At 62.1% G+C, this 26262-nt stretch carries 24 protein-coding genes and 1 riboswitch; of the genes, 23 read left to right on the forward strand and 1 reads right to left on the reverse strand.

The features are described 5' to 3' along the window. Positions 1 to 90: 90 nt before the first annotated feature. Positions 91 to 999 carry a LysR family transcriptional regulator gene (locus MITSMUL_RS02220; protein ID WP_005839561.1) on the reverse strand — a complete coding sequence of 303 codons (909 nt, stop codon included), beginning with the start codon at positions 997 to 999 and terminating at the stop codon, positions 91 to 93. A gap of 205 nt (positions 1000 to 1204) precedes the next feature. On the opposite strand from MITSMUL_RS02220, the gene acpS reads away from it, so the two are divergent. The 23 genes from acpS to polA all read left to right on the forward strand — a co-directional run bounded on the left by acpS (position 1205) and on the right by polA (position 26259). Next, positions 1205 to 1576 (forward strand): holo-ACP synthase, encoded by a 372-nt coding sequence (gene acpS / locus MITSMUL_RS02225; protein WP_040635325.1) that lies wholly within the window; start codon positions 1205 to 1207, stop codon positions 1574 to 1576. A 2-nt stretch (positions 1577 to 1578) separates the two neighbouring features. Beyond that, the gene (locus MITSMUL_RS02230; protein WP_040635326.1) at positions 1579 to 3165 is read left to right on the forward strand and encodes a bifunctional ADP-dependent NAD(P)H-hydrate dehydratase/NAD(P)H-hydrate epimerase; all 1587 of its coding nucleotides are present in this window, start codon (positions 1579 to 1581) and stop codon (positions 3163 to 3165) included. Positions 3166 to 3198: 33 nt separating this feature from the next. Next, complete coding sequence (locus MITSMUL_RS02235) at positions 3199 to 4329, forward strand: branched-chain amino acid aminotransferase (protein WP_005839565.1); 1131 nt, start codon at positions 3199 to 3201, stop codon at positions 4327 to 4329. A gap of 270 nt (positions 4330 to 4599) precedes the next feature. Beyond that, positions 4600 to 5439: a diadenylate cyclase CdaA gene (gene cdaA / locus MITSMUL_RS02240; RefSeq protein WP_005839568.1), complete on the forward strand. Its 840-nt coding sequence runs from the start codon at positions 4600 to 4602 to the stop codon at positions 5437 to 5439. Continuing rightward, positions 5436 to 6395 (forward strand): CdaR family protein, encoded by a 960-nt coding sequence (locus MITSMUL_RS02245; RefSeq protein WP_005839569.1) that lies wholly within the window; start codon positions 5436 to 5438, stop codon positions 6393 to 6395. Before cdaA ends, MITSMUL_RS02245 begins: the two co-directional genes overlap by 4 nt. A gap of 66 nt (positions 6396 to 6461) precedes the next feature. Next, positions 6462 to 8069 carry an NAD(P)/FAD-dependent oxidoreductase gene (locus MITSMUL_RS02250; protein ID WP_005839571.1) on the forward strand — a complete coding sequence of 536 codons (1608 nt, stop codon included), beginning with the start codon at positions 6462 to 6464 and terminating at the stop codon, positions 8067 to 8069. Positions 8070 to 8110: 41 nt separating this feature from the next. Continuing rightward, a complete protein-coding gene (gene glmM / locus MITSMUL_RS02255; RefSeq protein WP_005839573.1) occupies positions 8111 to 9460 on the forward strand; it encodes a phosphoglucosamine mutase in 1350 nt (449 codons plus the stop codon). Continuing rightward, on the forward strand, positions 9460 to 10242 hold the full coding sequence (locus MITSMUL_RS02260; RefSeq protein ID WP_005839574.1) for a sirohydrochlorin cobaltochelatase: 783 nt from the start codon (positions 9460 to 9462) through the stop codon (positions 10240 to 10242). Before glmM ends, MITSMUL_RS02260 begins: the two co-directional genes overlap by 1 nt. A 208-nt stretch (positions 10243 to 10450) precedes the next feature. Beyond that, positions 10451 to 11200 (forward strand): precorrin-2 C(20)-methyltransferase, encoded by a 750-nt coding sequence (cobI, locus tag MITSMUL_RS02265; protein ID WP_005839575.1) that lies wholly within the window; start codon positions 10451 to 10453, stop codon positions 11198 to 11200. After that, positions 11197 to 12147 (forward strand): ABC transporter substrate-binding protein, encoded by a 951-nt coding sequence (locus MITSMUL_RS02270; RefSeq protein ID WP_005839576.1) that lies wholly within the window; start codon positions 11197 to 11199, stop codon positions 12145 to 12147. The genes cobI and MITSMUL_RS02270 overlap by 4 nt, the downstream gene beginning before the upstream one ends. Next, a complete protein-coding gene (locus MITSMUL_RS02275) occupies positions 12144 to 13133 on the forward strand; it encodes a FecCD family ABC transporter permease (protein WP_005839577.1) in 990 nt (329 codons plus the stop codon). The genes MITSMUL_RS02270 and MITSMUL_RS02275 overlap by 4 nt, the downstream gene beginning before the upstream one ends. Continuing rightward, entirely contained in the window at positions 13130 to 13921 is a 792-nt protein-coding gene (locus MITSMUL_RS02280; protein WP_005839578.1) for an ABC transporter ATP-binding protein, read from the forward strand. Before MITSMUL_RS02275 ends, MITSMUL_RS02280 begins: the two co-directional genes overlap by 4 nt. Positions 13922 to 14163: 242 nt before the next feature. Further along, entirely contained in the window at positions 14164 to 14388 is a 225-nt protein-coding gene (locus MITSMUL_RS02285; RefSeq protein WP_040635328.1) for a FeoA family protein, read from the forward strand. A gap of 87 nt (positions 14389 to 14475) precedes the next feature. Next, a complete protein-coding gene (feoB, locus tag MITSMUL_RS02290; protein ID WP_005839580.1) occupies positions 14476 to 16374 on the forward strand; it encodes a ferrous iron transport protein B in 1899 nt (632 codons plus the stop codon). Between the two features lie 60 nt (positions 16375 to 16434). Next, complete coding sequence (locus MITSMUL_RS12280; protein WP_005839581.1) at positions 16435 to 16605, forward strand: FeoB-associated Cys-rich membrane protein; 171 nt, start codon at positions 16435 to 16437, stop codon at positions 16603 to 16605. A 122-nt stretch (positions 16606 to 16727) separates the two neighbouring features. Then, positions 16728 to 16850: riboswitch (FMN riboswitch) on the forward strand. Between the two features lie 122 nt (positions 16851 to 16972). Beyond that, positions 16973 to 18064, forward strand: coding sequence for a bifunctional diaminohydroxyphosphoribosylaminopyrimidine deaminase/5-amino-6-(5-phosphoribosylamino)uracil reductase RibD (gene ribD / locus MITSMUL_RS02295; RefSeq protein WP_005839582.1), 1092 nt, complete (start codon positions 16973 to 16975; stop codon positions 18062 to 18064). A gap of 21 nt (positions 18065 to 18085) precedes the next feature. Beyond that, positions 18086 to 18739, forward strand: coding sequence for a riboflavin synthase (locus MITSMUL_RS02300; protein ID WP_005839583.1), 654 nt, complete (start codon positions 18086 to 18088; stop codon positions 18737 to 18739). A 78-nt stretch (positions 18740 to 18817) separates the two neighbouring features. Further along, the gene (locus tag MITSMUL_RS02305) at positions 18818 to 20029 is read left to right on the forward strand and encodes a bifunctional 3,4-dihydroxy-2-butanone-4-phosphate synthase/GTP cyclohydrolase II (protein ID WP_005839584.1); all 1212 of its coding nucleotides are present in this window, start codon (positions 18818 to 18820) and stop codon (positions 20027 to 20029) included. 33 nt (positions 20030 to 20062) lie between these two features. Continuing rightward, the gene (ribH, locus tag MITSMUL_RS02310) at positions 20063 to 20530 is read left to right on the forward strand and encodes a 6,7-dimethyl-8-ribityllumazine synthase (protein ID WP_040635329.1); all 468 of its coding nucleotides are present in this window, start codon (positions 20063 to 20065) and stop codon (positions 20528 to 20530) included. A gap of 158 nt (positions 20531 to 20688) precedes the next feature. Further along, positions 20689 to 21246, forward strand: coding sequence for a phosphodiesterase (gene yfcE, locus MITSMUL_RS02315; protein ID WP_005839588.1), 558 nt, complete (start codon positions 20689 to 20691; stop codon positions 21244 to 21246). Positions 21247 to 21285: 39 nt separating this feature from the next. Next, a complete protein-coding gene (gene hslO, locus MITSMUL_RS02320; RefSeq protein WP_005839589.1) occupies positions 21286 to 22185 on the forward strand; it encodes an Hsp33 family molecular chaperone HslO in 900 nt (299 codons plus the stop codon). Between the two features lie 118 nt (positions 22186 to 22303). Then, positions 22304 to 23542, forward strand: a complete 1239-nt coding sequence (locus MITSMUL_RS02325) for a L,D-transpeptidase (RefSeq protein ID WP_005839590.1) — start codon at positions 22304 to 22306, stop codon at positions 23540 to 23542. A gap of 80 nt (positions 23543 to 23622) precedes the next feature. Then, complete coding sequence (gene polA, locus MITSMUL_RS02330) at positions 23623 to 26259, forward strand: DNA polymerase I (protein WP_005839591.1); 2637 nt, start codon at positions 23623 to 23625, stop codon at positions 26257 to 26259. The last annotated feature ends 3 nt before the right edge of the window (positions 26260 to 26262 follow it).

Here is a 26262-nt window from a genome sequence, read left to right on the forward strand (position 1 = left end):
GAAAAAAAGCCTGTATGGGTTCGACATCTTACATGTTGAACCCATACAGGCTTTCGTGGTTAAAAATCGGTTCTATTCGTTTTTATTGGCTTATTTGGCATCGGTAGTATCATCGAATGACGTATTCTTCTTGAGCAGGTCCTTGCAGAAGTCGATGAAGGACTGCGCGGCCTTGGAAATGTAGCGATCTTTCTTCCAGGCGAGGCCGACGTCGACGAAGATGGGGTCGGCGAGCGGCAGGGTCTTGAGGCCCGGCATCTCGTCGGCGACCATGTCGAGGCGGAAGGTGATGCCGACGCCGTTGGCGACGAGACCCTTCAAGGTGTTAATCTGGTTGGATTCGAGCACGATGTTCGGCGTGATGCCCTCGTCCTTCATGCGGCCGAGGATGGTCTGGCGCAGGAAGGAGCCCTCCTTGAGCATGACGATCTTTGTGTCGGCCACATCGTTCATCGAGATGGCCTTCTTCTTGGCGAGCGGGCTGCTCGCCGGCACGCAGCAGACGATCTGGTTCTTGGACATGGGCAAGAGCTGCAGGCGGTTCGAGGCGCCGGAGAGGATGATGATGCCGAAGTCGAGCTCATCGTGCTCGAGCTGTTCGCGGATCGACATCGAGGCTTCCTCGTGCATGAAGATGTCGAGATGCGAGTAGCGGCGTTGGAAGCTCGAGAAGATGCGCGGGAAGAGGTAGGCGCCCATCATCGGCGGCACGCCAATCTTGATGGTGCCTTTCTGGAGTTGCTTGTAGTCATTGACCTCCAGTACCGCATCCTGGATGTTGCGCAGGGCGAGCTCGACCCGGTTGAGGAAGACAGCACCTTCTGGCGTTAGCGCGAGCTGTTTCTGGCTGCGGTCGAAGAGCTGGATGCCGAGCTCGGCCTCGAGCTTCTTGATGGCGACCGTGATATTTGGTTGGGAAACACGCAGGCGTTCCGCAGCGCGGGTGATATTCCGCAGACGGCTGGCCATCTGGAAATATTCGAGTTGTCTGAGTTCCATTCAAATCGCTTCTTTCTTTATAAATTCGCTTTATTTAATGCCATTATACCATACTTTTGATGCATATATGATAGTATAACCAAAAATTATTAAAAATATAGTGGAAACAGTTCCATAAAACGGCTTGATTTTGGTAAAAGCAGGAAAATAAAGCCGTTGTGGGGAACTTAAATAAGGACATATGATGCATTAGGAGGTGGATGTCTTGATTCGAGGAATCGGAACGGACATTGTGGAGATTGCGCGCGTCAAGCGTGCGGCGGACAGCGAGGCGTTCTGTCGGCGCGTCTACACGCAGGCGGAGCGCGCTTACTGTGAGAGCCGCGGCGTGCAGCAGATGGCGAGCTATGCGGCGCGTTTCGCGGGCAAGGAGGCCGTCTTGAAGGCGCTCGGCACGGGGCTGCGCGGTGGCACGCTGCACGACGTCGAGATCTTGCTGGATGAGCTCGGGGCGCCGCAGGTGCACCTCAGCGGCTACTTTGCGCAGCTAGCCCGCCGCCGCGGCGTCCTGCGCGTCTGGATCTCGCTGAGTCATTCGCGCGACTATGCGACGGCGCAGTGTGTATTGGAGGGATGACGATGAAGGTATCTTTGGTCAAGGAGATGCGCGCCGTCGACCGGCGCGCCGGAGAGGAGTACGGCCTGCCGGAAGTCGTGCTGATGGAGAATGCCGGCCGGCAGACGGCGGCGGCCATGGTCTCACTGCTCGGCTCCGTGCGCGGCAAGACCATCTGTGTCCTAGCCGGCAGCGGCAACAATGGCGGCGACGCCTTTGCGGCGGCGCGCTACCTCTACAATGAGGGCGCCGTCCTCAAGGTCTTCCTGACGGGCAATCCGGACCACATCAAGGCCTCGCCCTCCATCATGAAGCAGGCGCTGACGGCGATGGGCATCGCCGTCCACGGCCTCGCAGGCGACCGCGACATGGACCGGCTGCGCCTCGCGCTGCGCTTTGCCGACGGCGTGCTTGATGGCATCCTCGGCACGGGCTTCCGCGGCACGCTGCGCCCCGTCGTGCGGCAGGCGGTGGAACTCGTCAATGCGGCGGGAAAGCCCGTGCTCGCCATCGACATCCCGAGCGGGGTGGAGGCCGATACGGGGGCGGTTAGCGATGTGGCGGTGCACGCCGCGAAGACCATCGCGCTCGGCCTGCCGAAGCCCGGCCATCTGCTCGGCCAGGGGGCGGTGTACACAGGCGCGCTCACCGTCGACTCCATCGGCATCCCGCGCCAACTATTAGAAGATGAGGCCATCTTGCAGGCGTGCATCGACGATGGACTTGCGGCCTCCCTGCTGCCCGTGCGCCCGCGGACAGCCCACAAGGGGACCTGCGGCCGCATCCTCATCGTCGCGGGCTCGCATGGCATGACGGGCGCGGCGGCACTTTGCACGGAGGCCAGCCTGCGTGCGGGCTGCGGCATCGCGACGCTCGCCGTGCCCGAGAGCCAGCAGCCCATCCTGGCCGTCAAGCTCACGGAGGCGATGACGGTGCCGGTGCCCGAGCAGGAGCCGGGCGTCCTCGGCGGCAGCGAAGCGCTCAAGGTGCTCATGCCTCTCGTTGAGGGGTACGATGCCGTCCTCGTTGGGCCGGGGCTCGGCCGCGCACAGGTGACGGGCGAGCTCGTCAAGGCGCTCGTGCGCGAGGCAGACAAGCCATTGATCCTTGATGCCGATGCCATCTACGCCCTGCGCGGCGCGCCCGAGATCCTGCGTGAGGCGAAGCATGTGCCAATCCTCACGCCGCACCTCGGCGAGATGGCGGGGCTCCTCGGGCTCTCGGTCGCAGACCTGCGCGAGGACCTTGCAGGCATCGCGCGCGACGTTGCCGCCGAGTACCATGCCGTCTTCGTGCTCAAGAGCGAGTGCACGCTCGTGGCCTTCCCAGACGGCCGCGTCTACTTCACGACGAAGGGCAATGCCGGCATGGCGACGGCCGGCGCAGGCGATGTCCTCGCCGGCACGATAGCGGGCCTCATGAAGCAGGCGGCAGAGGGCATGGCCCCCGTGCTCGGCGTCTACCTGCACGGCCTCGCGGGCGACCTTGCCTATCAGGAGAAGGCCGAGGGGCTCCTCGCGGGGGACATCCTCGCCAAGCTGCCCGAGGCGCGCCGTCGCCTGCAGGCGCATTCTCTTCCTTATAATAAGAAGCACGATGAAAACGAATAAAAGTACATGTAGCCTTACGCAAGACAAAGATACATGTTCTGTGTAAAATCCCATCATTTTCTGGAATGGACTATTGACAAACTGTACAGTCGGGGCTATGATAGAGTTACTTTAACGGAAAGAAAAGAGGAGTTTTCAATGGCAAAAGTAAATGTGGATTGGAATAACCTGGGCTTCGCTTACCAGCCAATCTCCCAGCGTTACGTCGCAAACTTCAAGGATGGCAAATGGGGCGAGGGTCATCTGACGGATGACGCCAACGTCACGATCAATGAGTGCGCCGGCATCCTGCAGTACTGCCAGGAAGTCTTCGAGGGCCTCAAGGCCTATAAGACGAAGGATGGCCGTGTCGTCACGTTCCGTCCGGACATGAATGCAAAGCGCATGATCGACTCGGCAAAGCGCCTCGAGATGCCGCCGGTCTCCGAGGAGATGTTCCTCGAGGCTGTCGATCAGGTCGTTGCAGCCAACAAGGATTGGATTCCTCCTTTCGAGTCGGGCGGTGCCCTCTACCTGCGTCCGTACCTCTTCGCTACGGGCCCGGTCATCGGTGTCAAGCCGTCGGATGAGTACCAGTTCCGCCTGTTCGGCACGCCGGTCGGCTCTTACTTCAAGAACGGCGTCAAGCCGATCACGATCTGCGTCAGCGACTACGACCGCGCTGCACCGCACGGCACGGGCAACATCAAGGCCGGCCTGAACTACGCGATGAGCCTCTATCCGTACATCCTCGCACACCAGAAGGGCTTCGACGAGAACATGTACCTCGATGCTGCTACGCGCACGTACGTTGAGGAGACGGGCGGCGCCAACTTCCTGTTCGTCACGAAGGACGGCAAGCTCGTCACGCCGAAATCCGACAGCATCCTGCCGTCGATCACGCGCCGTTCGCTCGTCACGATCGCGGAGCATCTCGGCTACACGGTCGAGCATCGCCCGGTCAAATTCACGGAGCTCAAGGACTTCGCCGAGGCTGGCCTCTGCGGCACGGCTGCCGTCATCTGCCCGGTCGGCAAGGTTGTCGGCAACGGCGAGACGATCGAGTTCCCGAGCGGCATGAAGGAAATGGGCCCTGTCCTCACGAAACTCTACAACACGCTGCGTGGCATCCAGCTCGGCACGGTCGAAGCACCGGAAGAGGGATGGATCCGCGAGATCAAGTAAGCAAAACAGGAATACCTGTTCCGGCTCGGCTGCCCTTTGGCAGCCGGGCCTTTTGCTTTCTTCTGGCAGCGCCTGCTCGCCGTTTTTTGGCTTCAGGAAGCCTTCATGACTTAGGAGTAAAATTTTTTGACAGTCACAAGGAATTCTTGTACCATGGCGAGAATAGCTTTAATATACCCAGTGTGACATCTATCGATGTCATGCATTCATGAAATAAATTGGATTTATCTTGATTCATTCCTATCTCATATATCTTTAGGAGTTTTGCTTATGCCATTTGAGCTGCCATATCCACTACAATTCCACGGTATCATCTCGACAATCGGCCCGATGGACATCCTCGATATCTTCATCGTGGCCGTCATCCTCTATAAGGTCTACGTCATGCTGCAGGACACGCGCGCGATCACGCTCGTCAAGGGCATCCTCGTGCTCTTAGGCGTGACGATGGTCTGTAGCTGGCTGGAGCTGCACGTCATCTCCTGGCTCCTGCAGAAGGCTGTGACGCTGCTCTTCGTCGCGCTGCCGATCGTCTTCCAGCCGGAGCTGCGGCGCGCGCTCGAGCATCTCGGCCAGGGTAAGTTCCTCGGGCCGTCGGTGCTCTTAGACGACGAGGAGGCGCAGTCTGTCGTGCGCGAGCTCGCCAAGGCGGTCAAGGTCATGTCCGCCAATAAGACGGGCGCGCTCATTGTCATCGAGCGCAACATGGGCCTCAACGACATCAGCGCGACGGGCATCCAGATCGACGGCCTCATCACGGCGGACTTTCTCTTGAACGTCTTCATCCCGAACACGCCGCTGCACGACGGCGCGGCCATCGTGCGCGGCAAGCGCCTGATCGCGGCCGGCTGCCTGCTGCCGCTGACGGAGAACCGCTCGCTCTCGACGGAGCTCGGCACGCGCCACCGCGCGGCCATCGGTCTCTCGGAGCAGTGCGATGCGCTCGTCGTCGTCGTCAGTGAGGAGACTGGCACGATATCGGTGGCGGAGAACGGGCGCATGGTACGCCATCTCGACACGGAGAAGCTCAAGAACATCCTGCGGCCGGCATTCACTTCCCCGCAGAAAGGTCTCAAGGACCTCATCAGGAACTGGAGGAAGAAGAAATGATTTCAAGAATGCGCAATATCGTGCAGCACAACCTGCCGGCCAAGATCCTGGCGCTCGTCATCGCGGTCATCCTCTGGGGCTACGTCATGAACGACCAGAATCCTTCTATCGAGAACACCTATACGGTGCAGCTCGATGTCGTCAACGCGCCAGAAGGCTATAAGATCACGAAGGATGCATCGAATGTCAAGCTCCGCGTGCGCGGCCCGCGCTCGCTCTTCGTCTCGGCGAGCGAGAGCGACTTCAAGGCGTACGTCGATCTCTCGAAGGTGGAGGAGGGCAAGCACGCCGTCAAGGTGCAGACCGTCCTGCCGCAGGGCTTCGAGCTCGTCGAGGCCAAGCCGGACACCGTGACCTTCACGCTCGACCGCATCGTGCAGAAGAAGATCAAGGCGGAGTTCATCGTGACGGGCTCGACGGCGCCGGGCACGACGGTCGCGCACGTCGAGCCGTCTGTGGAGACGGTCACGATTGAGGGCGCGGAGTCGGACATCAAGGAAGTCACGCGCGTCATCGGCTATGTCGGCCTCGCGGGCAACAGCGATGACTTCAAGCTTAAGGTGCCACTGACGGCCATCAACGCCGATGGCCGCGAGGTTGCCGGCGTCACGGTCAAGCCTGCCTCGGCTGAGGTCAGCGTGCAGCTCGCGCGCGGCCTCATGAAGAAGGTCGTCACGGTCAAGCCGATCCTCGGCGATGACCTCGCGTCCGGCTATGAAGTCGGCACGGTCAAGAGTGACCCCGTGAAGATCGAGGTCGCCGGCCCGGAGGACATCCTCTCAAAGCTCTCGAGCATCGAGACGCAGAAGATCTCGCTCGACGGCCTGACGAAGACGACGGACCTGAATGCTCAGCTTGCGCCGCCCGACGGCGTCACGGTGACGAACAGCAGCGTGACGGTCCACATCGAGATCAAGGCCAAGAAGAAGACGGCGTCTGGCACGGCCAGCCCCTGACGGGCCCCATTACGATGCATACATGTCCAAGCTAACAAGATAAAACAAGATAATAGGAGGTCTGCAATGATCCGCATCCGCAATCTGGCTGTGCCGTTCACGGAGACGGCCAGCCTCGAAGATCTTGCAGCCAAGCGCCTCATGTTACCACCTCAGCAGATTGCGGGGGTGGTAATTGTGCGTAAGGCTGTCGACGCGCGCCGCTATCACGGTGCGCCCATCCAATTCGTCTACATCCTCGACGTCCGGCTCGAGCCGAAGCTCGAGAAGAAGGTGCTGCAGAAGCTGCGCCGCGACCGCAATGTCGAGGCGGCGCCAGAGCCAGAGGCCGCAGCGCCGCTTCCCAAGCTCCATCTCGAGAGGCGGCCCGTCGTCGTCGGCTTCGGCCCGGCGGGCATGTTCGCCGCCTTGACGCTCGCGCGCCAGGGCTGCGAGCCGCTCGTGCTCGAGCGCGGCCACGATGTCGACACGCGCCACGAGGACATCCAGCGCTTCTGGCGCGGCGGCGCGCTCGACCCGCAGTCGAACGTGCAGTTCGGCGAGGGCGGCGCGGGGACGTTCTCCGATGGCAAGCTCACGACGCGCATCAACGACCCGCACATGAAGGACGTCATCGAGGCGTTCGTCGCGGCGGGGGCGCCCGAGGAGATCCGCTACCTGCACAAGCCGCACATCGGCACGGACATCTTGCGCGACGTCGTGCGCAACATCCGCAAGGAAATCATCCGCCTCGGCGGCACGGTCCGCTTCGGCGCGCAGGTCACGGACCTCGAGCTCGGCGAGGAGGGCGTCGAGGCCGTCATCGTCAACGACGAGGAGCGCATCGAGACGGATGTCGTCTTCTTCGGCATCGGCCATTCGGCGCGTGACACCTACCGCATGCTTCTCGAGCGCGGCGTCGCAATGGAGGCGAAGCCCTTCGCGATGGGCGTGCGCATCGAGCACCCGCAGGAGTTCATCGACCGCGCGCAGTACGGCGAGGACGCGGGCCACCCGTTGCTTCCAGTCGCCGACTACGCCCTGACCTACAAGGACCCCGCGACGGGGCGCGGCGCCTACTCCTTCTGCATGTGCCCGGGCGGCTTCGTCGTCGCGGCCGCCTCGGAGAAGGAGCGCGTCGTCACGAACGGCATGAGCAACTACCGCCGCGATTCGGGCATCGCCAACAGCGCGCTTCTCGTGCAGGTCGCGCCCGCCGACTTCGGGCAGGAGGTCCTCTCGGGCATGGCCCTGCAGCAGGAGCTCGAAGGGCTGGCCTTTGCGCTAGGCGGCCGCAATTACTTTGCGCCCGTGCAGACGGTCGGCGACTTCCTCAAGGGAACGAGCGGCTCGACGGACTTCCTGACAAAGCCGACGTATGCGCCCGGCGTCCGCGCAGTCGACCTGCACCGCTGCCTGCCGGACTTCATCACGAAGACGCTCGCGGGTGCCTTGCCGTACTTTGACCGCAAGATACCGGGCTTTGCCGACGCGGGCGCTGTCATGACGGGCGTGGAGACGCGCTCGTCGGCGCCGTGCCGCATCCGCCGCGACCGCGCGACCTTCGTCGCCGAGGCGACACCGGGGCTCTATCCGATGGGCGAGGGCGCGGGCTACGCGGGCGGCATCATGAGCGCCGCCGTCGACGGCATGAAAGCCGCACTTGCATGCCTGCACCAAAATGTGCAATACTAATAAGAAGTAAAAAGTAACTGAGATATCAGGGGGAAAGAAATATGGCAAGATTATTCGGTACGGACGGTGTCCGCGGAGAGGCAAACGTGACGCTGCTGCCGGAGATGGCTTACCGTCTCGGCCGCGCAGCGACGATCTACTTCGGCAAGGAGTCGGAGGAGCAGCCGCTCATCATCATCGGACGCGACACGCGCATCTCGGGCGAGATGTTCGAGTCGGCGCTGACGGCCGGCATCTGCTCGGCAGGTGGCCGCGCCATGCTCGCGGGCATCATCCCGACGCCGGCCATCGCCTACCTCGCGCGCAAGCACAAGGCCAAGGCGGGCATCGTCATCTCGGCTTCGCACAATCCGTTCCACGACAACGGCATCAAGTTCTTCGGCGGCGACGGCTACAAGCTGCCGGATGCCGTCGAGGATGAGCTCGAGGCCATCGTGCACCAGCTCGAGACGGACGACAACTACCCGCGCCCGACGGCAGAGCACATCGGCCACATCGAGTACCGCACGGACCTTCTCAACCAGTACATGGAATTCGTGCTCTCGACATGCAAGGAGCGCTTTGACGGCGTCAAGGTTGTGCTCGACTGCGCCAACGGTGCGGCCTACGAGGCAATGCCGAAGATCCTGCGCCGCCTCGGTGCCAATGTCAAGGTTATCCACGCGCTGCCGAACGGCACGAACATCAACGACGGCTGCGGCTCGACGCATCTCGAGTCCCTGCAGAAGGCCGTCCTCGAGAACGGCGCGGACTTCGGTATCGCGCATGACGGCGACGCCGACCGCTGCCTCTGCGTCGACGAGAAGGGCCAGGTCATCGACGGCGACCACATCCTCGTCATGTGCGCAATGGACATGATGAAGGAGGGCAAGCTGCCCTACAACACGGTCGTCACGACGGTCATGGCCAACATCGGCTTCCACCAGGCCATCAAGAAGGCCGGCGGCCGTGCTGAGATCACGAAGGTCGGCGACCGCTACGTCCTCGAGAACATGCTCAAGAACGGCTATAAGATCGGCGGTGAGCAGTCCGGCCACATCATCTTCACCGACTACAGCACGACGGGCGACGGCCTCATCACGGCCCTGCAGGTGCTCTCCTCGCTCAAGCGCAGCGGCCGCAAGGCGTCTGACCTCACGGCGCTGATGACGACGTACCCGCAGCTGCTCGTCAACGTCAAGGTCGCGACGAAAGAGGGTTGGGAGACGAACGAGGCCATCAAGAAGGCCATCGCCGAAGGCGACAAGGAGCTCGGCGAGAACGGCCGCATCCTCGTGCGCCCGTCCGGCACGGAGCCGCTGATCCGCGTCATGGCAGAAGGCCCTGACCAGGCACAGCTCGACCGCATCTGCCACGCCATCGCCGACGTCGTCAAGAAGGAACAGGGCTGATGAAACAGGCAATCGTGCTCACGAGCTTCGGCGCGCTCGATGACGGCTCGCGCGAGCGCTGCCTCGACGCACTCGCGGAGGACTTCCGCGCGGAATTCCCCGAAGCCGTCATCGTGCAGGCCTTCACCTCGGTCTTCATCCGAAATGCCCTCGAGAAGCGCGGCATCCATGTGGACTCGCTCGAGGACGCCCTGCTGCGTCTCGCCGAAGAGGATGTCACGCACGTTCTCGTGCAGCCGACCTACATGACGCCGGGCGAGGAATTCGAGAAGAAAGTGCTCGAAACCGTGCCGAAGTATGCCTCGCGCTACGAGAAGCTCCTCGTCGGCGAGCCGGCCTTTGCTGAGGCGTCCGACTACACGCAGAACCTCATCGCGCTCTGCCGCAGCATCTTCGTGCCGCGCGACGCCGAGCTCGTGTTGCTCGGCCACGGCTCGCCGCACCGCCACAACCCCGTCTACGAGCAGTTGCAGGCCGAGATCGACGCCCAGCAGCTGCCCATCCACGTCGGCGTGCTCGAGTCGACGGATACGCCGGACTTTTCGATGGTGCTCGCGCGCCTGCAGCAGAAGCACGTGCGCGCGGTCTTGCTCGCACCGCTTCTGTTGACGAGCGGCATGCATGTGGCGCGCGACCTCGCAGGCGATGGCGACGGCTCCTGGAAGACGCGCCTCGAGCAGGCGGGCCTCTCGGTCACGCCGATTCTCGAGGGACTCGGCGAGTCGCCGATCTTCCGCCAGATCTACATCGAAAAGGCGCGCAGGGCATTGGGCGAATCCTGATGCGCCCTGCCGCCCGCTTATCCTCATAGAATGATAAAAAGCTCTCATCCATAGCAGCTGCCCCGCGGCTTTATCTGGATGAGAGCTTTTTTCGCTGGTTGACAGTGGGGAGAGGAGAAGCTACCATGAAGGAGAGCCCGCAAGGTGCGGGTAATGTATCGATTTTCTTTCAGAAAGGATTGGTTACCATGTTAGGAGGATATTTGCGATGAAGAACGGGATTTTTTTTGGTATTGGCGTCGGGCCTGGTGATCCAGAGCTCCTGACCGTCAAGGCCATCCACGCCATACAGCGGGCGGATGTGCTGATTGCGCCGAAGACCGAGAAGAAGGACGGCAGCGTCGCCCTGTCGATTGCAAGGCCGTACCTCAAGCCGGATGTGGAGATCGTCTATCAGGTCTTCCCGATGGTCCGCGATTTCGCGGAGGACCCGTCGGCCTGGCAGGAGAACAAGGAGGAGATTCTCGCCCTCTTGCGAGCGGGCAAGAACGTCGCCTTCCTGACGCTCGGCGATCCGATGTTCTTCAGCACCTACATCTACGTCTACCGATTGCTCCAGCACGAGGATGTCACGATCGAGACCATCCCCGGCGTGCCGGCGTTTGCCGCGATCGCGAGCGCGAGTGGGCACCCGATTGTCGAGGGCGATGACATCCTCACGATCATCCCGGCGACTGCCCGACCAGAAAAAATCCAGCAGGCCATGCAGGCCTCCGACAATGTCGTCCTGATGAAAGTCTACAAGAACTTCCCTGCCATCGTAGGGCAGCTCAAGGAGAACGATATGCTGCGACGTGCCGTGCTCGTGAGCCGCGCAGGCCTCGACGGCGAGTGCGTCATCGAGGACCTTGAGGCGCAGAAGGGCAGGAAGCTCAACTATTTATCCACCATCTTGACGCGCAGGGAGACTGCGAATCAAGATGGCGCAGAGGAGCGGAAGGAGTGCGACAAGCGATGAAACGGATTTTATGCGCACTCGTAAGCCTTTTGGCGCTCACCGTGCTCGCGGGCTGCGGCGGGCCGCAGCAGGCAGCGCCTTCTTCTAGTGCAGCGCCGTTTGCCGTGATCCACGATGCCATGGGCCGCGATGTCGAGCTCGCGAAGAAGCCGGAGCGCATTGTCGTGACGTCGGCGTCCTTCCTCGAGCCGCTGCATGAAGTCGGCGGCGATGTCGTCGGCCGACCCGACTCGAAGACGAAGATGCCCGACTACGCGAAGGACAAGGCGAGTGTCGGCAAGGTCTACCAGATCGACGTCGAGAAGGTCCTCGCCTGTGAGCCGGACCTCGTCATCCTCAACAAGGGCATGAACGAGAAGCTCGTCGGCACCTTGGAGCAGAATGGCATCAAGACGCTCGTGCTCGACATGAAGAGCTACGACGACGTCAAGGCAGAGGTCCGCGCACTCGCCGAGGTCACGGGCGAGCGCGAGAAGGGCGAGGTCTTGATTGCCTCGATGGACGAGAAAATCGCGGACGTCCGCGCGAAGATCCCTGCGGAGCCGCGCCGCGTCTCCATCATCCACAGCACGAATCAGGGGCTGACGGTGCAGCTCGACGGCAGCATCGCGGGCTGCACGGCAAACCTTCTCGGCTGGCAGAACGTCGCTTCGGGCACGGCACCGCTCGAGAAGAACCCTGATGCTGCGCCCTACAGCCTCGAGACACTTGTCGAGCAAAATCCTGAGGCCATCTTCATCACGAGCATGGGGGACATGGCGGAGGCGAAGGCCGGCATGGACCGCCTCATGCAGGAGAATCCGGCCTGGCAGACCATCGCGGCCGTCAAAGAGGGCCGTGTCTACTACCTGCCGCAGGACCTCTTCCTGCTGAGCCCGGGTCTCCACTATCCTGAAGCAGTGGAGACGATGGCGAAGTGCCTCTACCCGGAGGCGTTCGCGAAATGATGGGCGCCAATCCGGGACGCGGGCGCATCGCCCTCGTGCTGCTGTTCTTCCTCATGCTGGCACTCGTGGGCGGCATCGTCAGCATGATGATGGGGGCGGTTGAGATCCCGTTGCAGGAGATTCTCGGCGCCCTCGCGGGGACGGGCGGCACGCACGCGCAGATCCTCTGGAACATCCGGCTGCCGCGCACGCTCGTTGCGGCGCTCGTCGGCATCGACCTCGCGCTCGCGGGCACCATCCTGCAGGCCATCATGAAGAATCCGCTGGCGGATCCGCACATCATCGGCATCTCGTCGGGCGCGGGGCTCATGGGCATCCTCGTGCTGCTGCTCTTCCCCGAGCACAGCAATCTCGTCACGCCGGCGGCCTTCGTCGGTGCGATGGGTGCGGCGGTGCTCATCTACCTGCTCGCCTGGAAGAACGGCATCCAGCCCATCCGCATCATCCTTGCGGGCGTGGCCGTCTCCGCCTTTCTCGGCGCCGGCATCTCGGCCCTGATGATCCTCTACAGCGACCGCGTGCACAATGCGCTCATGTGGATGGTCGGCGGCCTCTCGGCGCGCAGCTGGCCGCACGTGGCGATGCTCTGGCCCTACACGCTCGTGGGCTTCGTGCTCGCCGTCATCGCCGCACGCCACCTCAACATCCTGCAGCTCGGCGATGCGATGGCGCGCAGCCTCGGCATGCGCGTCGAGCTCACGCGCCTCGCGCTGACGGCCGTCGCGGCCATCCTCGCGGCGAGCGCCGTCGCTGTCGTCGGCCTGCTCGGCTTCGTCGGCCTCATCGTGCCGCACGTGGCTCGGCTGCTCGTCGGCTCCGACCACCGCGCGCTGCTGCCGGCCGCCGCGCTCCTCGGCGCGGCAACGCTGCTCTATAGCGACACGTTCGCGCGCGTGGCCTTCGCGCCGGTGGAGCTGCCCGTGGGCATCATCATGGCCGCGCTCGGCGCGCCGTTCTTCTTGTTCCTGCTCAGGAGGCAATTATGACGACGATACTCTCGGCAGACCATCTCTCGTACCGCGTGGGCCATGCGACGATTCTCGCGGACCTTTCGCTCGCCATCGAAGCGGGCCGCCGCACGGCCATCATCGGGCCGAACGGCGCGGGCAAGTCGACGCTGCTGCGCCTGCTCGCAGGCCTTGCGCGGCCCACCTCGGGCAGAGTCCTGCTGGCGGGGCGCGACATCCACGAGTTCAAGCGGCAGGCACTCGCGCGCAGGCTCGCCGTGCTGCCGCAGGGCGTCGAGGCGCCGGCGGACATGACGGTGCGGCGCCTCGTCGACTGCGGCCGCTTTCCCTACCGCTCGTACTTCCGCGCGGAGGATCCCCAAAAAGACCGCGAGGCCGTCGACTGGGCCATGGAGGTCACGCATGTCGCAAATCTACAGGGGCGCGAGGTGCAGTCGCTCTCGGGCGGCGAGCGCCAGCGCGCCTTCCTTGCTATGGTGCTCGCGCAGCAGCCCAAAGTCTTGCTGCTCGACGAGCCGACGACGTACCTCGACATGGCCCATCAGCTCGAAGTCATGCAGATTATCGCCGCGGTCAACCGGCAGTACGGCATGACCGTCGTCATGGTCCTGCACGACATCAACCACGCCCTGCAGTACGCCGATGCCGTCGCCGTGCTGCACGAGCATTGCATCGTGCGGCAGGGAAGTCCCCAGGACGTCATCTCGGCAGAGCTGCTGGCCGACGTCTTCGGCGTCGAGGCCGACTCATTCACCGACCGGGCGGGCAGGCGTGTGCTCTCGCCCGTGGCGTTAGTCCGACACTGAATGCTGATCGTCGGACTGAGACCGCCAGAAGTCCGACTGCCTGACTGCCTGTTGTATCACTCCGACTATGCGCGTTTGCGCTGGTCGGAGTGATTTTTTCATATTTGCCATTGCTACTGAAAATATTTTTCAAAAAGCCCGCGTTTCGCCTTGACAGTTGATAATGAGATGGGCTATCATAATCGTATAAGAAATAATCTCATTATCATAATGCATTGAGATGCATTTAGGAGGCGTTTGATTTGACACTTAAAGACGGCAAGACCGGCATGACGCTGAAGATCGTCAAGATCCACGAATCGGACCTGAAGCAGCGCATGATGACGATGGGGCTGATCCCGGGAACGAAGGTCAAAGTCCTTCGCTCCGCACCGCTCGGTGACCCAATCGCCATCGGCGTGCGCTCGTACAACCTCGCTCTGCGCAAGGCAGATGCCGAGAACATCGAAGTTCAGCAGGTCGGCTGACCCCTGGATAAACGGTACAAAGCAGCAAGGCAGACCTCTGGGGCAATCGCCCTGGGGCAAGCAGCGAAAGGAGACGTATTTTCATCTATGTCAACATTAGCAGTAGCATTGACCGGCAATCCGAATACCGGTAAATCCACTATCTTCAACGAACTCACCGGCGCGCGCCAGAAGATCGGCAACTGGCCGGGCGTCACGGTCGACAAGAAAGTCGGTTACACGCGCTACAAGGACCGCGCCATCTCGATCGTCGACCTGCCGGGCACGTACAGCGTCAACGCGCGCAGCCCGGAGGAGAAGATCGTCATCGACTACCTCATGAACAACAAGCTCGACCTCGTCATGGACGTCGTCGACAGCTCGAACATCGAGCGCAACCTCTTTTTGACGGTCCAGCTCCTCGAGCAGGGCATCCCTTTGCTCATCGACCTCAACATGCAGGACGATGCGGCGCGCCGCGGCATCAAGATCGACGTGAAGAAGCTCGAAGAGGCCATCGGCATGCCGGTCGTCGAGACCGTCGGCCGCAGCAGCAAGAGCACGAAGAAGCTGCTCGATGTCTTCACGAGCACGGTCATGTCGCAGTATCATGTGAGCCCGCAGGTGCAGGAGCACATCGACAAAGTACAGGCCATCAAGGCGGGCAGCCAGTCGGAGAGCGATAAGGAAGAGGCCATCATCGAGGCCCGCTACGCGCTCATCGACAAGATTATGGCGCAGGCCGTCGACATGGGCAATGTCGGTCAGTCGAAGTCCGAGAAGATCGACCACTTCCTCGCGAACGGCTTCCTGGCCCTGCCGATTTTCCTCTTGATCCTCTACGCGGTCTTCCAGATCACGTTCACCTGGATTGGCCAGCCGATTGCGGATTTTCTCGACGATGCCATTAACACGGACTTCGTCGACTTCATGACGGACTTCCTGACGGATGCCGGCGTAGCGGACTGGATGGTCTCGCTCGTCTGTGACGGCATCATCTCGGGCGTCGGCGCGGTGCTGACGTTCGTGCCGCTGATCTTCGTCCTGTTCTTTTGCCTGTCCTTCCTCGACGGCACGGGCTACATGGCCCGCATCGCCTTCATCATGGACCCGATCATGCGCCGCTGCGGCCTGACGGGCAAAGGCGTCATGCCGCTGATGATGGGCTTTGGCTGCGGCGTGCCGGCCATCATGGGCGCGCGCGCACTCGACTCGGAGAAGGACCGCATGGTCTCCATCCTCGTCACGCCGTTCCTCACCTGCGGTGCAAAGCTGCCGATCATGGCACTCTTCGCCGCGATGTTCTTCCCGGATAACGCCGCCAACGTCGTCTTCGCGATGTACATCATCGGCATGGTCATGGCCATCGTCGTCGCCAAAGGCCTCGGCTCGACCATCTTCAAGGACAAGGGCTCGACCTTCCTTCTCGAGCTGCCGCCGTACCGCGTACCGGATATGAAGACGGTCCTCCTCGAGACCTGGGACAAGGGCAAGGGTTACCTCATCAAAGCCGGTACCATCATCTTTGCCGCATCCGTCCTGCTCTGGGTCATGTCGAACTACAACTTCAGCGGCCCGGCTGAGATCGAGGACTCCATCCTCGCGACGGTCGGCAGCTGGATGTCGCATCTCTTCGTCTTCCAGGGCTTCGACACCTGGGAGGCTGGCGCAGCTGTCCTCTCGGGCATCATGGCGAAGGAGACGGTCGTCGCGACGATCGGTATTCTCTACGGTGCCGGCGATGTCTCGACGGAGGCAGAGGATGCCGCCGATACGGCAACCACGATGATGCAGACGGGCATGGCCACGGCCTTCACGAGCCTCTCGGCTTTTGCCTTCATGGTCTTCTCGCAGCTCTACACGCCTTGCGTGACGGCGCTCGGCACGATCAAGAAGGAAGCGGGCGGCTGGAAATGGGTCGCGTTCTCCGCGCTCTACATGTTCGCGATTGCCTGGTTCGTTTCGCTGTTGGTCTACCAGATCGGCCGCCTGCTCGGCTTTGAATAAGCCCTGTACCACAGCGGTACATGCGTGTATAATCAATTGTATCTGAATGGAGGGATTGAAATGGCAACCTTTATCACCGGCGCAATCGTCGCAGTGGGTCTCTACTACGCGCTGCGCCATGTCTACCGGAATTTCCGCATGGGGCGGGAGGACTGCTGCGGCGGCAACTGCTCGGCATGCAGCGGCCACTGCATGGGTGGCCACGCCGCCCTGCCGAAGAAGGGCGCATGATGCGTCCGCGCTGATATGCCTTTGATACAGTTTTGAGACAGTTCCGCGCTCCTTCTTTCATCTGAGCGATTGCGCAGATGAGTAGACAGGAGCGCGGAACTGTGCTATCATAGGTCATAGAGATTTGTCTTTGAGGCGGGGAGCATTTCCCCACCGGCGGTAGAGCCCGCGAGCCCTGGATTTCCGGGGCATGATCCGGTGAGATTCCGGAGCCGACCGTATAGTCGGGATGAGAAAAGGCATGTACGTGTGATTTGCATGTAAGAGAGCCGTCGGAAGAAGATCTTCCGGCGGCTTTTTGTTTTCTCGTGTCTCATGAGCAGGTCCATCAAAGAAAACAGAGTTTGATAGTTTGAGGTGATGGAAAATGCAGGATGAAGAGTTCATGCGGGAGGCGCTGGAGCTCGCGCGCAATGCCGAGGGGCGGACCTCGCCGAACCCGATGGTCGGCGCCGTCATCGTGCAGGGCGGCCGCATCGTCGCCGCGGGTTGGCACCGCAAGGCCGGCACGCCGCATGCGGAGATCCACGCGCTGCGCATGGCAGGCGAGCTCGCGAAGGGCGCGACGCTCTACGTGACGCTCGAGCCGTGCTCGCATTACGGGCGCACGGGCCCGTGCGCCAAGGCTGTGGTGGAGGCAGGCATCAAGCGCTGCGTCATCGCGATGAAGGACCCGAATCCGCTCGTCGCGGGCCGCGGCATCAAGATACTCGAAGACGCTGGCGTCGAAACGGTCTGCGGCGTCCTCGAGGAGGAGGCGAGACGGCTCAACGAGGTATTCCTCAAGTGGGTGCCCGAGAAGATCCCGTTCGTCGCGCTCAAGACGGCGATGACGCTCGACGGCAAGATCGCGACGCGGACGGGCGAGTCGCAGTGGATCACGAATGAGACCTCGCGCCGCCGCGTCCACGAATACCGCGACCGCTACGACGGCATCTTCGTCGGCATTGGCACGGTACTCCACGACGACCCGAGCCTGACGACGCGGCTGCCGGACGGCACGGGCAAGAACCCCGTCCGCATCATCGTCGACAGCCAGGCGCGCACGCCGCTGACGGCGAAGGTCGTCTGCGACGGTCAGGCCAAGACCATCGTGGCCGTGACGGAGCAGGCACCAGCAGAGCGCTGTGAGGCGCTCGAGGCGGCAGGCGTCGAGGTCGTGCGCGCGGGCAAGGGCGCGCATGTCGACCTCAGGGCCCTCATGCAGATGCTCGGCCAGCGCGAGATCTGCTCCGTCTTTGTCGAGGGCGGCGGCAGAGTCAACTTCTCGCTCTTGCGGGCAGGGCTTGTCGACAAGGTCTACGCCTTCATCGCGCCGAAGCTCATCGGCGGCAGCGAGGCGCTGACGCCGGTCGAGGGCGAGGGCTTTGCCGCGCTCAAGGACTGTGTCGAGCTTTCAGGCATCCAGGTCGAGGAGATGGCGGGCGACATCCTGCTGACCGCCTACACGCGGCACTGATTGCGGCAGGGAGGAGAGGTCATGTTTACTGGTATCATAGAAGAAGTCGGCACGGTGCAGCGCATCGGCGGCGGCTCGCTTGCCATCGCGGCCGAGACGGTCCTCACGGATGTGCATCTAGGCGACAGCATCGCCGTCAACGGCATCTGCCTGACGGTCACCTCGTTTGACCGCCATCACTTCACGGCGGACGTCATGCCGGAGACGGTGCGGCGCACGTCGCTCGCGGAGCTCAAGAAGGGCAGTCCCGTCAATCTCGAGCGGGCGCTCTCGCTTTCCTCGCGGCTCGGCGGCCATATCGTCAGCGGCCATATCGACGGCACGGGCAGCATCCGCTCGCTCGAGAGGGAGGGCAATGCGCTGCTGCTCAAGGTAGCAGTCGAGCCCGCCATCCTGCGCGGCATCGTCGAGAAGGGCTCCGTCGCCCTCGACGGCATCAGCCTGACGGTCGCCGCCGTCACGGAAGAAGACTTCACGGTCTCGCTGATCCCGCACACGCGCGAGGTCACGAACCTCCGCGAAAAGAAGGCCGGCAGCATCCTCAACATTGAGACGGATGTCATCGGCAAGTACGTCGAGAAGATGATGCAGAGGGTCTATACACAGGAGGGCAGCAAGGCTGTGCCGGAGAAGAGTGCTCTCACGCGCGCGTTCCTGCTCGAGAACGGCTTCTGAGCCCTTTGAACCCTTTATGATAATTGATTATAATTGATTTACAATAACGAGATACGATAAAGAATTGGAGTGAAACACATGTCAGATTTTGCAACGGTGGAACAGGCCATCGAGGATATCAAGAACGGCAAGATGGTCGTCGTCGTCGACGATGAGGACCGCGAGAACGAGGGCGACCTGATTGTCGCCGCTGCGACGGTCACGCCGGAGGACATCAACTTCATGGCGACGTACGCCAAGGGGCTCATCTGCACGCCGATTGACGGCAAGCGCCTCGACGAGCTCAACATCGGCCAGATGGTCGTCAACAACACGGACAACCACGAGACGGCCTTCACCGTCTCGATCGATGCCTACGACACGGAGACGGGCATCTCGGCCTTCGAGCGCTGCCACACGATCAAGAAGCTGCTCGACCCGAAGGCGAAGCCGGCGTCCTTCCGCCGTCCGGGCCACGTCTTCCCGCTGCGCTCCGTCGAGGGCGGCGTGCTGCGCCGCGCCGGCCACACGGAGACGACGACGGACCTCGCGCGCCTCGCAGGCTTCTACCCGGCAGGCCTCTGCTGCGAGATCATGGACGATGACGGCCATATGATGCGCACGCCACGCCTCAAGGAGTTCGCCAAGAAGCACGGCCTCCACATCATCACGGTCCAGTCGCTCATCGAGTACCGCAAGCGCACGGAGAACTTCGTACACGAGGTCGCCGACGTCGACTTCCCGAGCAAGTACGGCCACTTCCGCATCCACGCCTACGAGAACGAGCTCAACAACAAGTGCGACATTGCCATCGTCAAGGGCGATGTGCGCGGCAAGAAGGACGTGCTCGTGCGCGTCCACTCGGAGTGCCTCACGGGCGATGCGCTCGGCTCCATGCGCTGCGACTGCGGCGACCAGCTCGCGCTCGCACTCAAGAAAATCGAGGCAGAGGGCGAGGGCGTCGTGCTCTACATGCGCCAGGAAGGCCGCGGCATCGGCCTCGCCAACAAGATGCGCGCCTATGCGCTGCAGGACAAGGGGCGCGACACGGTCGAGGCCAACGTCGAGCTCGGCTTCGCGCCCGACCTGCGCGACTACGGCATCGGCGCTCAGATCCTTGCGGACCTCGGCCTCACGAGCATCCGCCTGATGACCAACAACCCGGCCAAGCGCGCCGGCCTCGAGGGCTACGGCCTCGAGATCACGGGCCGCGTGCCGCTGCAGGTCCACGCCAATAAGTTCGACAAGCGCTACCTGACGGTCAAGAAAGTCAAGATGGGCCATCTCTTCAGCGACGACACGCTGAAGTAAGAGAAGGCTATGAGAGCAAGGGAGGAAACACACATGGCAAATGTATATGAAGGTTTTGTATCCGGCAAGGGGCTGAAGTTCGGCATCGTCGTCGCCCGCTTCAATGAATTCATCACGAGCAAGCTCTTGGGCGGCGCACTCGACACGCTGCACCGCCACGAGACGAACGACGATGACATCGACGTTGCCTGGGTGCCGGGCGCGTTTGAGCTGCCGATCGTCGCCAAGAAGATGGCGGAATCGGGCAAGTACGACGCCGTCATCTGCCTCGGCGCTGTCATCCGCGGCTCGACGACGCATTACGACTACGTCTGCAACGAGGCCTCGAAGGGCATCGCGCAGGTCGGCATGCAGACGGGCGTGCCGACAATCTTTTCGGTCGTGACGACGGAGAACATCGAGCAGGCCATCGAGCGCGCCGGCACGAAGGCGGGCAACAAGGGCGCCGACGGTGCTATGTCCGCCATGGAGATGGCCAACCTCCTGAAGAAGCTCGGCTGAGTGCCAGAACGCCAGCAAATTGGAAGTAAATGAGATACAAGAGACCGTTGACCGCTGCCAGAGGGCAACGGCCAGCGGTCTTGCTGTACCCATAGATAATCATAGATAACTGAAGACAACCGATACGATTGCGATATAGATAAGAAAGGGGAATCCTCATGAAAATCGGGATCATCAGCGATACACACGGCCATGAGATGGCCTGGGCCAATGCCTGCGAGCGCTTCTTCAAGGGCGCCGACCTCATCCTGCATGCAGGTGACGTGCTCTACCACGGCCCGCGCAATCCGATGAAGGCCGACTACAATCCGGCCGGGCTCGTCGCGCGCATCAACAGCTGCGACATCCCCGTCGTCATCGCCAAGGGCAACTGCGACTCCTCCGTCGACGCGAGCTGCCTCGACCTGCCGATCGAGGCGCCGTACGCCTACGTCGTCTGGGAGGGCCTGCGCATCATCGTCACGCACGGCGACGCCGTCATGAGCGATGCCGAGAAGGATGCGATGGCGAAGCATCTCAAGGCCGACCTCTTCATCAGCGGCCACATCCACCAGACCGTCCTCGAGAAGCGCGGCGCGACCGTGTTCCTCAACCCGGGCTCGGCTGCACTCTCCAAGCGCGCCGACGGCCGCAACACGGTCGCCGTGCTCGAGAATGGCACCATCCGCATCTTCGACATCGATACGGGCGACGTGCTCCACGAGCTCGCCCTCTGAGATAGAATCAGATACGTTGAGAAAGGAAAAAACGATACTATGAAGGATCATCTCGTCAAAGCGGTGGCAGACGGCGTGCGCGTCTACGCCGCAGTCACCACGGACCTCGTCAATGAGGCCATCCGCCGCCATGGCTGCCACCCCGTCGCCGCCGCTGCGCTCGGCCGCACGATGACGGGCGCACTGCTGCTCGCGGCCAACCTCAAGAACCGCGAGGCACTTACGGTCACATTCGATGGCCATGGGCCGCTCGGCAAAGTCACGGCTGACGCGACGCCGGAGGGCTTCGTGCGCGGCTACGTCACCAACCCGTACGTCGACCTGCCGCAGAACGCCAAAGGCAAGATCGATGTCGGCGGCGGTGTCGGCACGGACGGCACGGTCACCGTCACACGCTTCACGGGCCTGCGCAACCCTGTCACGGGCAGCGCGCCGCTGACGGACGGCGAGATCGCCGACGACCTGACGAAGTACCTCTACGTCTCGGAGCAGACGCCGTCGAGCGTCGGCCTCGGCGTCCTCATTGGCCATGCGGGCGAGGAGATGGCCTGCATCGGCGCGGGCGGCTTCATCATCCAGCCCATGCCCGACGCGACGGATGAGACCATCGACAAGCTCGAGGCCAACCTCAAGAAGGTCAACTCCGTCTCGCATATGGTCGAGCACGGCCTCGACGCCAAGGGCATCATCGCCGAGCTCTTGCAGGGCTTTGCCGTCGACTACCTGACGACGACCGAGCTTGCCTTCCGCTGCCCGTGCTCGAAGGAGCGCATCAGCGAGGTCCTGCTGAGCCTCGGCCAGTCCGACCTCGAGTCCCTCATTGAGGACGGCCATGCCGAAGTCTGCTGCCACTTCTGCAACGAGCGCTACCAGTTCAGCAAAGAAGAGCTGCAGGCCATCTACGACAAGGCCATGGCGCACCGTCAGCAGGAGAGCTGATTTTAACCATCCTGCAAGATTTTGCAGGGCGCTCGTTGCAAAACATCTGCGAACATGGTAGTATGTAGTGGTGTGCCGGGGAAATCGGCATAATATCCAAAGAAAAGAGATTTTGACTATGACTATGTGGAAAAAAGTTTGCGCTGGTATGCTCAGCGCTGCGCTCGTGACGAGTGCAGCCGGAACGGTCTTCGCTGCTGAGTCAAGTGACGAAGTCGTCTCGCTCGTCACGCAGCCGGGCCAGCCGCTCGTCACGACGACGGCCACGACGACGGCCGCTGCTCCTGCAAAGGAGACGGCTGCCAAGGCTGAAGCACCGGCCAAGGTAGAACTTGCAGATAAACTCGTCATCAACCTCGCTGCCCGCTCGATTGCCGCCATCCGCGACAACCAGAAGGTCGCCCTCTATCCGGTCGGCCCGGGCAAGGTCTCGACGCCGACGCCGACGGGTTACTATAAGGTCATCGACAAGGAAGTCAACCCGACCTGGACGGACCCGGGCGATGCCTCCGCATCCATCCCGTCCGGCCCGTCGAACCCGCTCGGCTATCGCTGGATCGGCATCGGCGGCAACTACGGCATCCACGGCACGAACCGTCCGGAGTCGATCGGTCATTACGTCTCCAACGGCTGCATCCGCATGCATGAGGAAGACGTCGAGAAGATCTACGACATGGTAGAGGTCGGCACGCCGGTTGAGATCACCTACAACCGCATCGTCGTCGAGAAGACGCCGGACGACCAGATTGCCTATTACATCTATCCGGACGGCTACGGCTGGCAGAATGTCACGACGGCTGACGTCAACAAGTGGCTCGCTGGCTACGGCGTGTCTGATTTCGTCACGGATGCCGATGTCGAGCAGAAGATCCAGGCATCGGACGGCAACCCGACGTATGTCGCAAAGGTCTATCCGCTCTACGTCAACGGCCAGAAGCTCAAGGGCAAGGCCGTCGTACAGGATGACATTACGTACCTGCCGGCTGTCGACCTCGCCGAGGCCGCTAAGGTATCCCTCGGCTGGAAGCCGGAGGAGAAGGTGCTCGTGAGCTCCTATGGCCAGGCTGTCGGCTACAAGAAGAAGGACACGCTCTATTGCAATGCCGACGACGTCGCCACGCTCTATCACCTCGACGGCGGCCTCAATGCTGGCAAGTTCGAGCTGAAGACGCAGACCAAGAAGCAGGAGACCGTACCGGTCGTCGAGAACGGCAAGGCTGTCGAGAATGGCACGGCCAAGACCGAGGCTGAAGTCTATGCCGAGGCTACGAAAGAAACTGCCAAGAACGCTAAGGCAGCCGTGACGGATGCAAAAGCAGCAGCCAAGGATGTCAAGGCCGAAGCAAAAGCAAAATAAGCGGTTATCCGCATCAGATTTTATCCGGGACCGGCAAGCGCTGGTCCCTTTCGCTTTCTAGAAGAAAAGGGGGAACCTACGTGAAGCAGGAACACAGCAGCGAGCAGAAGCGCTTCCTCGTTCTCGACGGCAGCAGTCTGATCTTCCGCGCCTTTTACGCACTGCCACCAGATCTCAGCGATTCGCATGGTCAGCCGACGGGGGCCATCTTCGGCTTCTCAAACATGCTGACGAAGCTCATTGCCGAGCAGCAGCCCGACCTCATGGCGCTGGCCTTTGACAAGAGCCGCCATACCTTCCGCACGGAGCGCTATGCCGACTACAAGGGCACGCGCGACAAGACGCCGGAGGAACTCCTCTCGCAGTTCCCACTCCTGCGCGAGTTCGCCGCGAACATGGGCATCCCGTTCCTCGAGAAGGACAACTACGAGGCCGACGACATCATCGGCACGCTCGCGACGCAGGCCGCGGCTGAGGGCTATGATGTGCGCGTCGTCACGGGCGACCGCGACGCCCTGCAGCTCGTGCGGCCAAACCTGCGCGTGCTCTTGACCAAGAAGGGCATCTCGGAGCTCAAGGACTATGACACGGCTGCCTTTGAGGAGGAGTATGGCTTTGAGCCGCTCAAGCTCATCGATCTCAAGGGACTCATGGGCGATACGTCCGATAACATCCCGGGCATCCCGGGTGTCGGCCCGAAGACAGCTTCGAAGCTGCTGCTGGCCTACGGTTCCGTCGAGAACGTGCTCGCACATGTGGAGGATGTCTCCGGCAAGAAGCTCAAGGAGCGCCTGATGGAATACGCCGACCAGGCACGCCTCTCGAAGGAGCTCGCGACGATCGAGCTCCATGTGCCGGAGTTCGAGTTTGTCGAGGCGGACTACCGCATCCAGCCGGACATGGAGAAGATGCAGGCGTTCTGTGACGCGCACGAGTTGCGCGCCGTCTGGCGCAATTTCGAGCGCCTTTACGGACCAGCTGAGCTGGCGCTCGACCTCGGCGATACAGGAGATGCGGCCGCAGAGGACCTCTCCTATGATCTCTGGGATGAGACGGCCGTCAGGGCCGCGGCCGAGGCGCCGTATCTGGCCGTCTCCGGTATCTTCGAGGGCCTCGCGCCGTTTGTCTCGATTGAGGGCTTGGCCGTCGTGGCGAGACCGGATGCAGAGAAGGCCGGCTTCGTGCCGAAGGACAGCGCGGCCTTCCCCGCGCTGCTGAGCCTGCTTGAATCGGAGAAACAAGTGGCCGTCTTTGGCCTTAAGCGCTACGACCAGGCAGGTGTCAGGGGGCAGAACGACTTCTTCGATATCGAGCTCGCAGCATATCTCCTGGAGCCGGAGCGCTCGAAATACGCCCTGCCAGAGCTCTCGCAGAAGTACCTGCAGGAGATGGCACCCGAATCGTTTGCCGACGAGCGGAGCAGGGCCGTCTGGGAGGCCAAGACCATCAGCCGCCTCTATCCGCTGCTCGGTGCGAAACTCGAGGAAGAAGAGCTCACGCACCTCATGAAAACGGTCGAGCTGCCGCTCGTCGAAGTCCTCGCCGCGATGGAGCAGAACGGCGTCTACGTCAACCGCGCGCACCTCGCCGAGAAGACGGAGGAGGTCGCTGACCGCCTGCAGACGATCGAGCAGTCCATCTACGAGATGGCGGGCCATACATTCAACCTCAATTCGCCCAAGCAGCTCGGCACCGTGCTGTTTGAAGAGCTCGACCTGCCCGTGCGCAAGAAGACAAAGACGGGCTACTCGACGAATGCCGAGGTGCTCGAGAGCCTGCGCCTCGAGCACCCGATCGTCGAGCAGATCCTCGCCTACCGCCTCTGGAGCAAGCTCAAGTCGACCTACCTCGACGGCATCACGGGGCTCATCCGCACGGACACGGGCCGTGTCCACACGAGCTTCAACCAGACGGTCACGGCGACGGGCCGCCTCTCGAGCTCTGACCCCAACCTCCAGAACATCCCCGTGCGCACGGAAGAAGGGCGCATGATCCGCGCGCTGTTTGAGCCGGGCGAGGGGTATGACTACCTCCTGTCGGCCGACTATTCGCAGATCGAGCTGCGCCTGCTCGCACACATGTCGGGCGACGAGAACTTCATCGATGTGTTCAAGCGCGGCCAAGACATCCACGCGCGCACAGCCGCTGAGGTCTTCGGCATCCCCTTGGAAGAAGTCACGCCGGAGCTGCGCCGCCATGCGAAGGCCGTCAACTTCGGCATCGTCTACGGCATCAGCGACTTCGGCCTCGCGCGCAACCTGCACATCTCGCGCAAGGAAGCCGGCGACTACATCAGCCGCTATTTCGAGCGCTACCCCGGCGTGCGCGCCTTCATGGACAAGGTCGTCGCCGAAGCACATGAGACGGGCTACGTCACGACGATGTTCGGCCGCCGCCGCGAGCTGCCCGCCATCAAGAGCCGCAATTTCAACCAGCGCATGCTCGCCGAGCGCATGGCCATGAACACGCCGATACAGGGCACGGCCGCCGATGTCATCAAGCTCGCGATGATCGCCGCCTATCATAGGCTCAAGGAGGCGGGCGTCAAGAGCCGCATCCTGCTGCAGGTCCACGATGAGCTCGTGCTCGAAGTCGTCGAGAGCGAGCTCGATGTGGTGCAGGCCATCCTGCGCGAGTCGATGGAGCACGTCGTGGCGCTCTCCGTGCCGCTCATCATCGACATCCACTGGGGCCGCAATTGGGCCGAAGCAAAGTGAGAG

It is taken from the genome of Mitsuokella multacida DSM 20544 (assembly GCF_000155955.1).
Lineage (GTDB): Bacteria > Bacillota > Negativicutes > Selenomonadales > Selenomonadaceae > Mitsuokella > Mitsuokella multacida.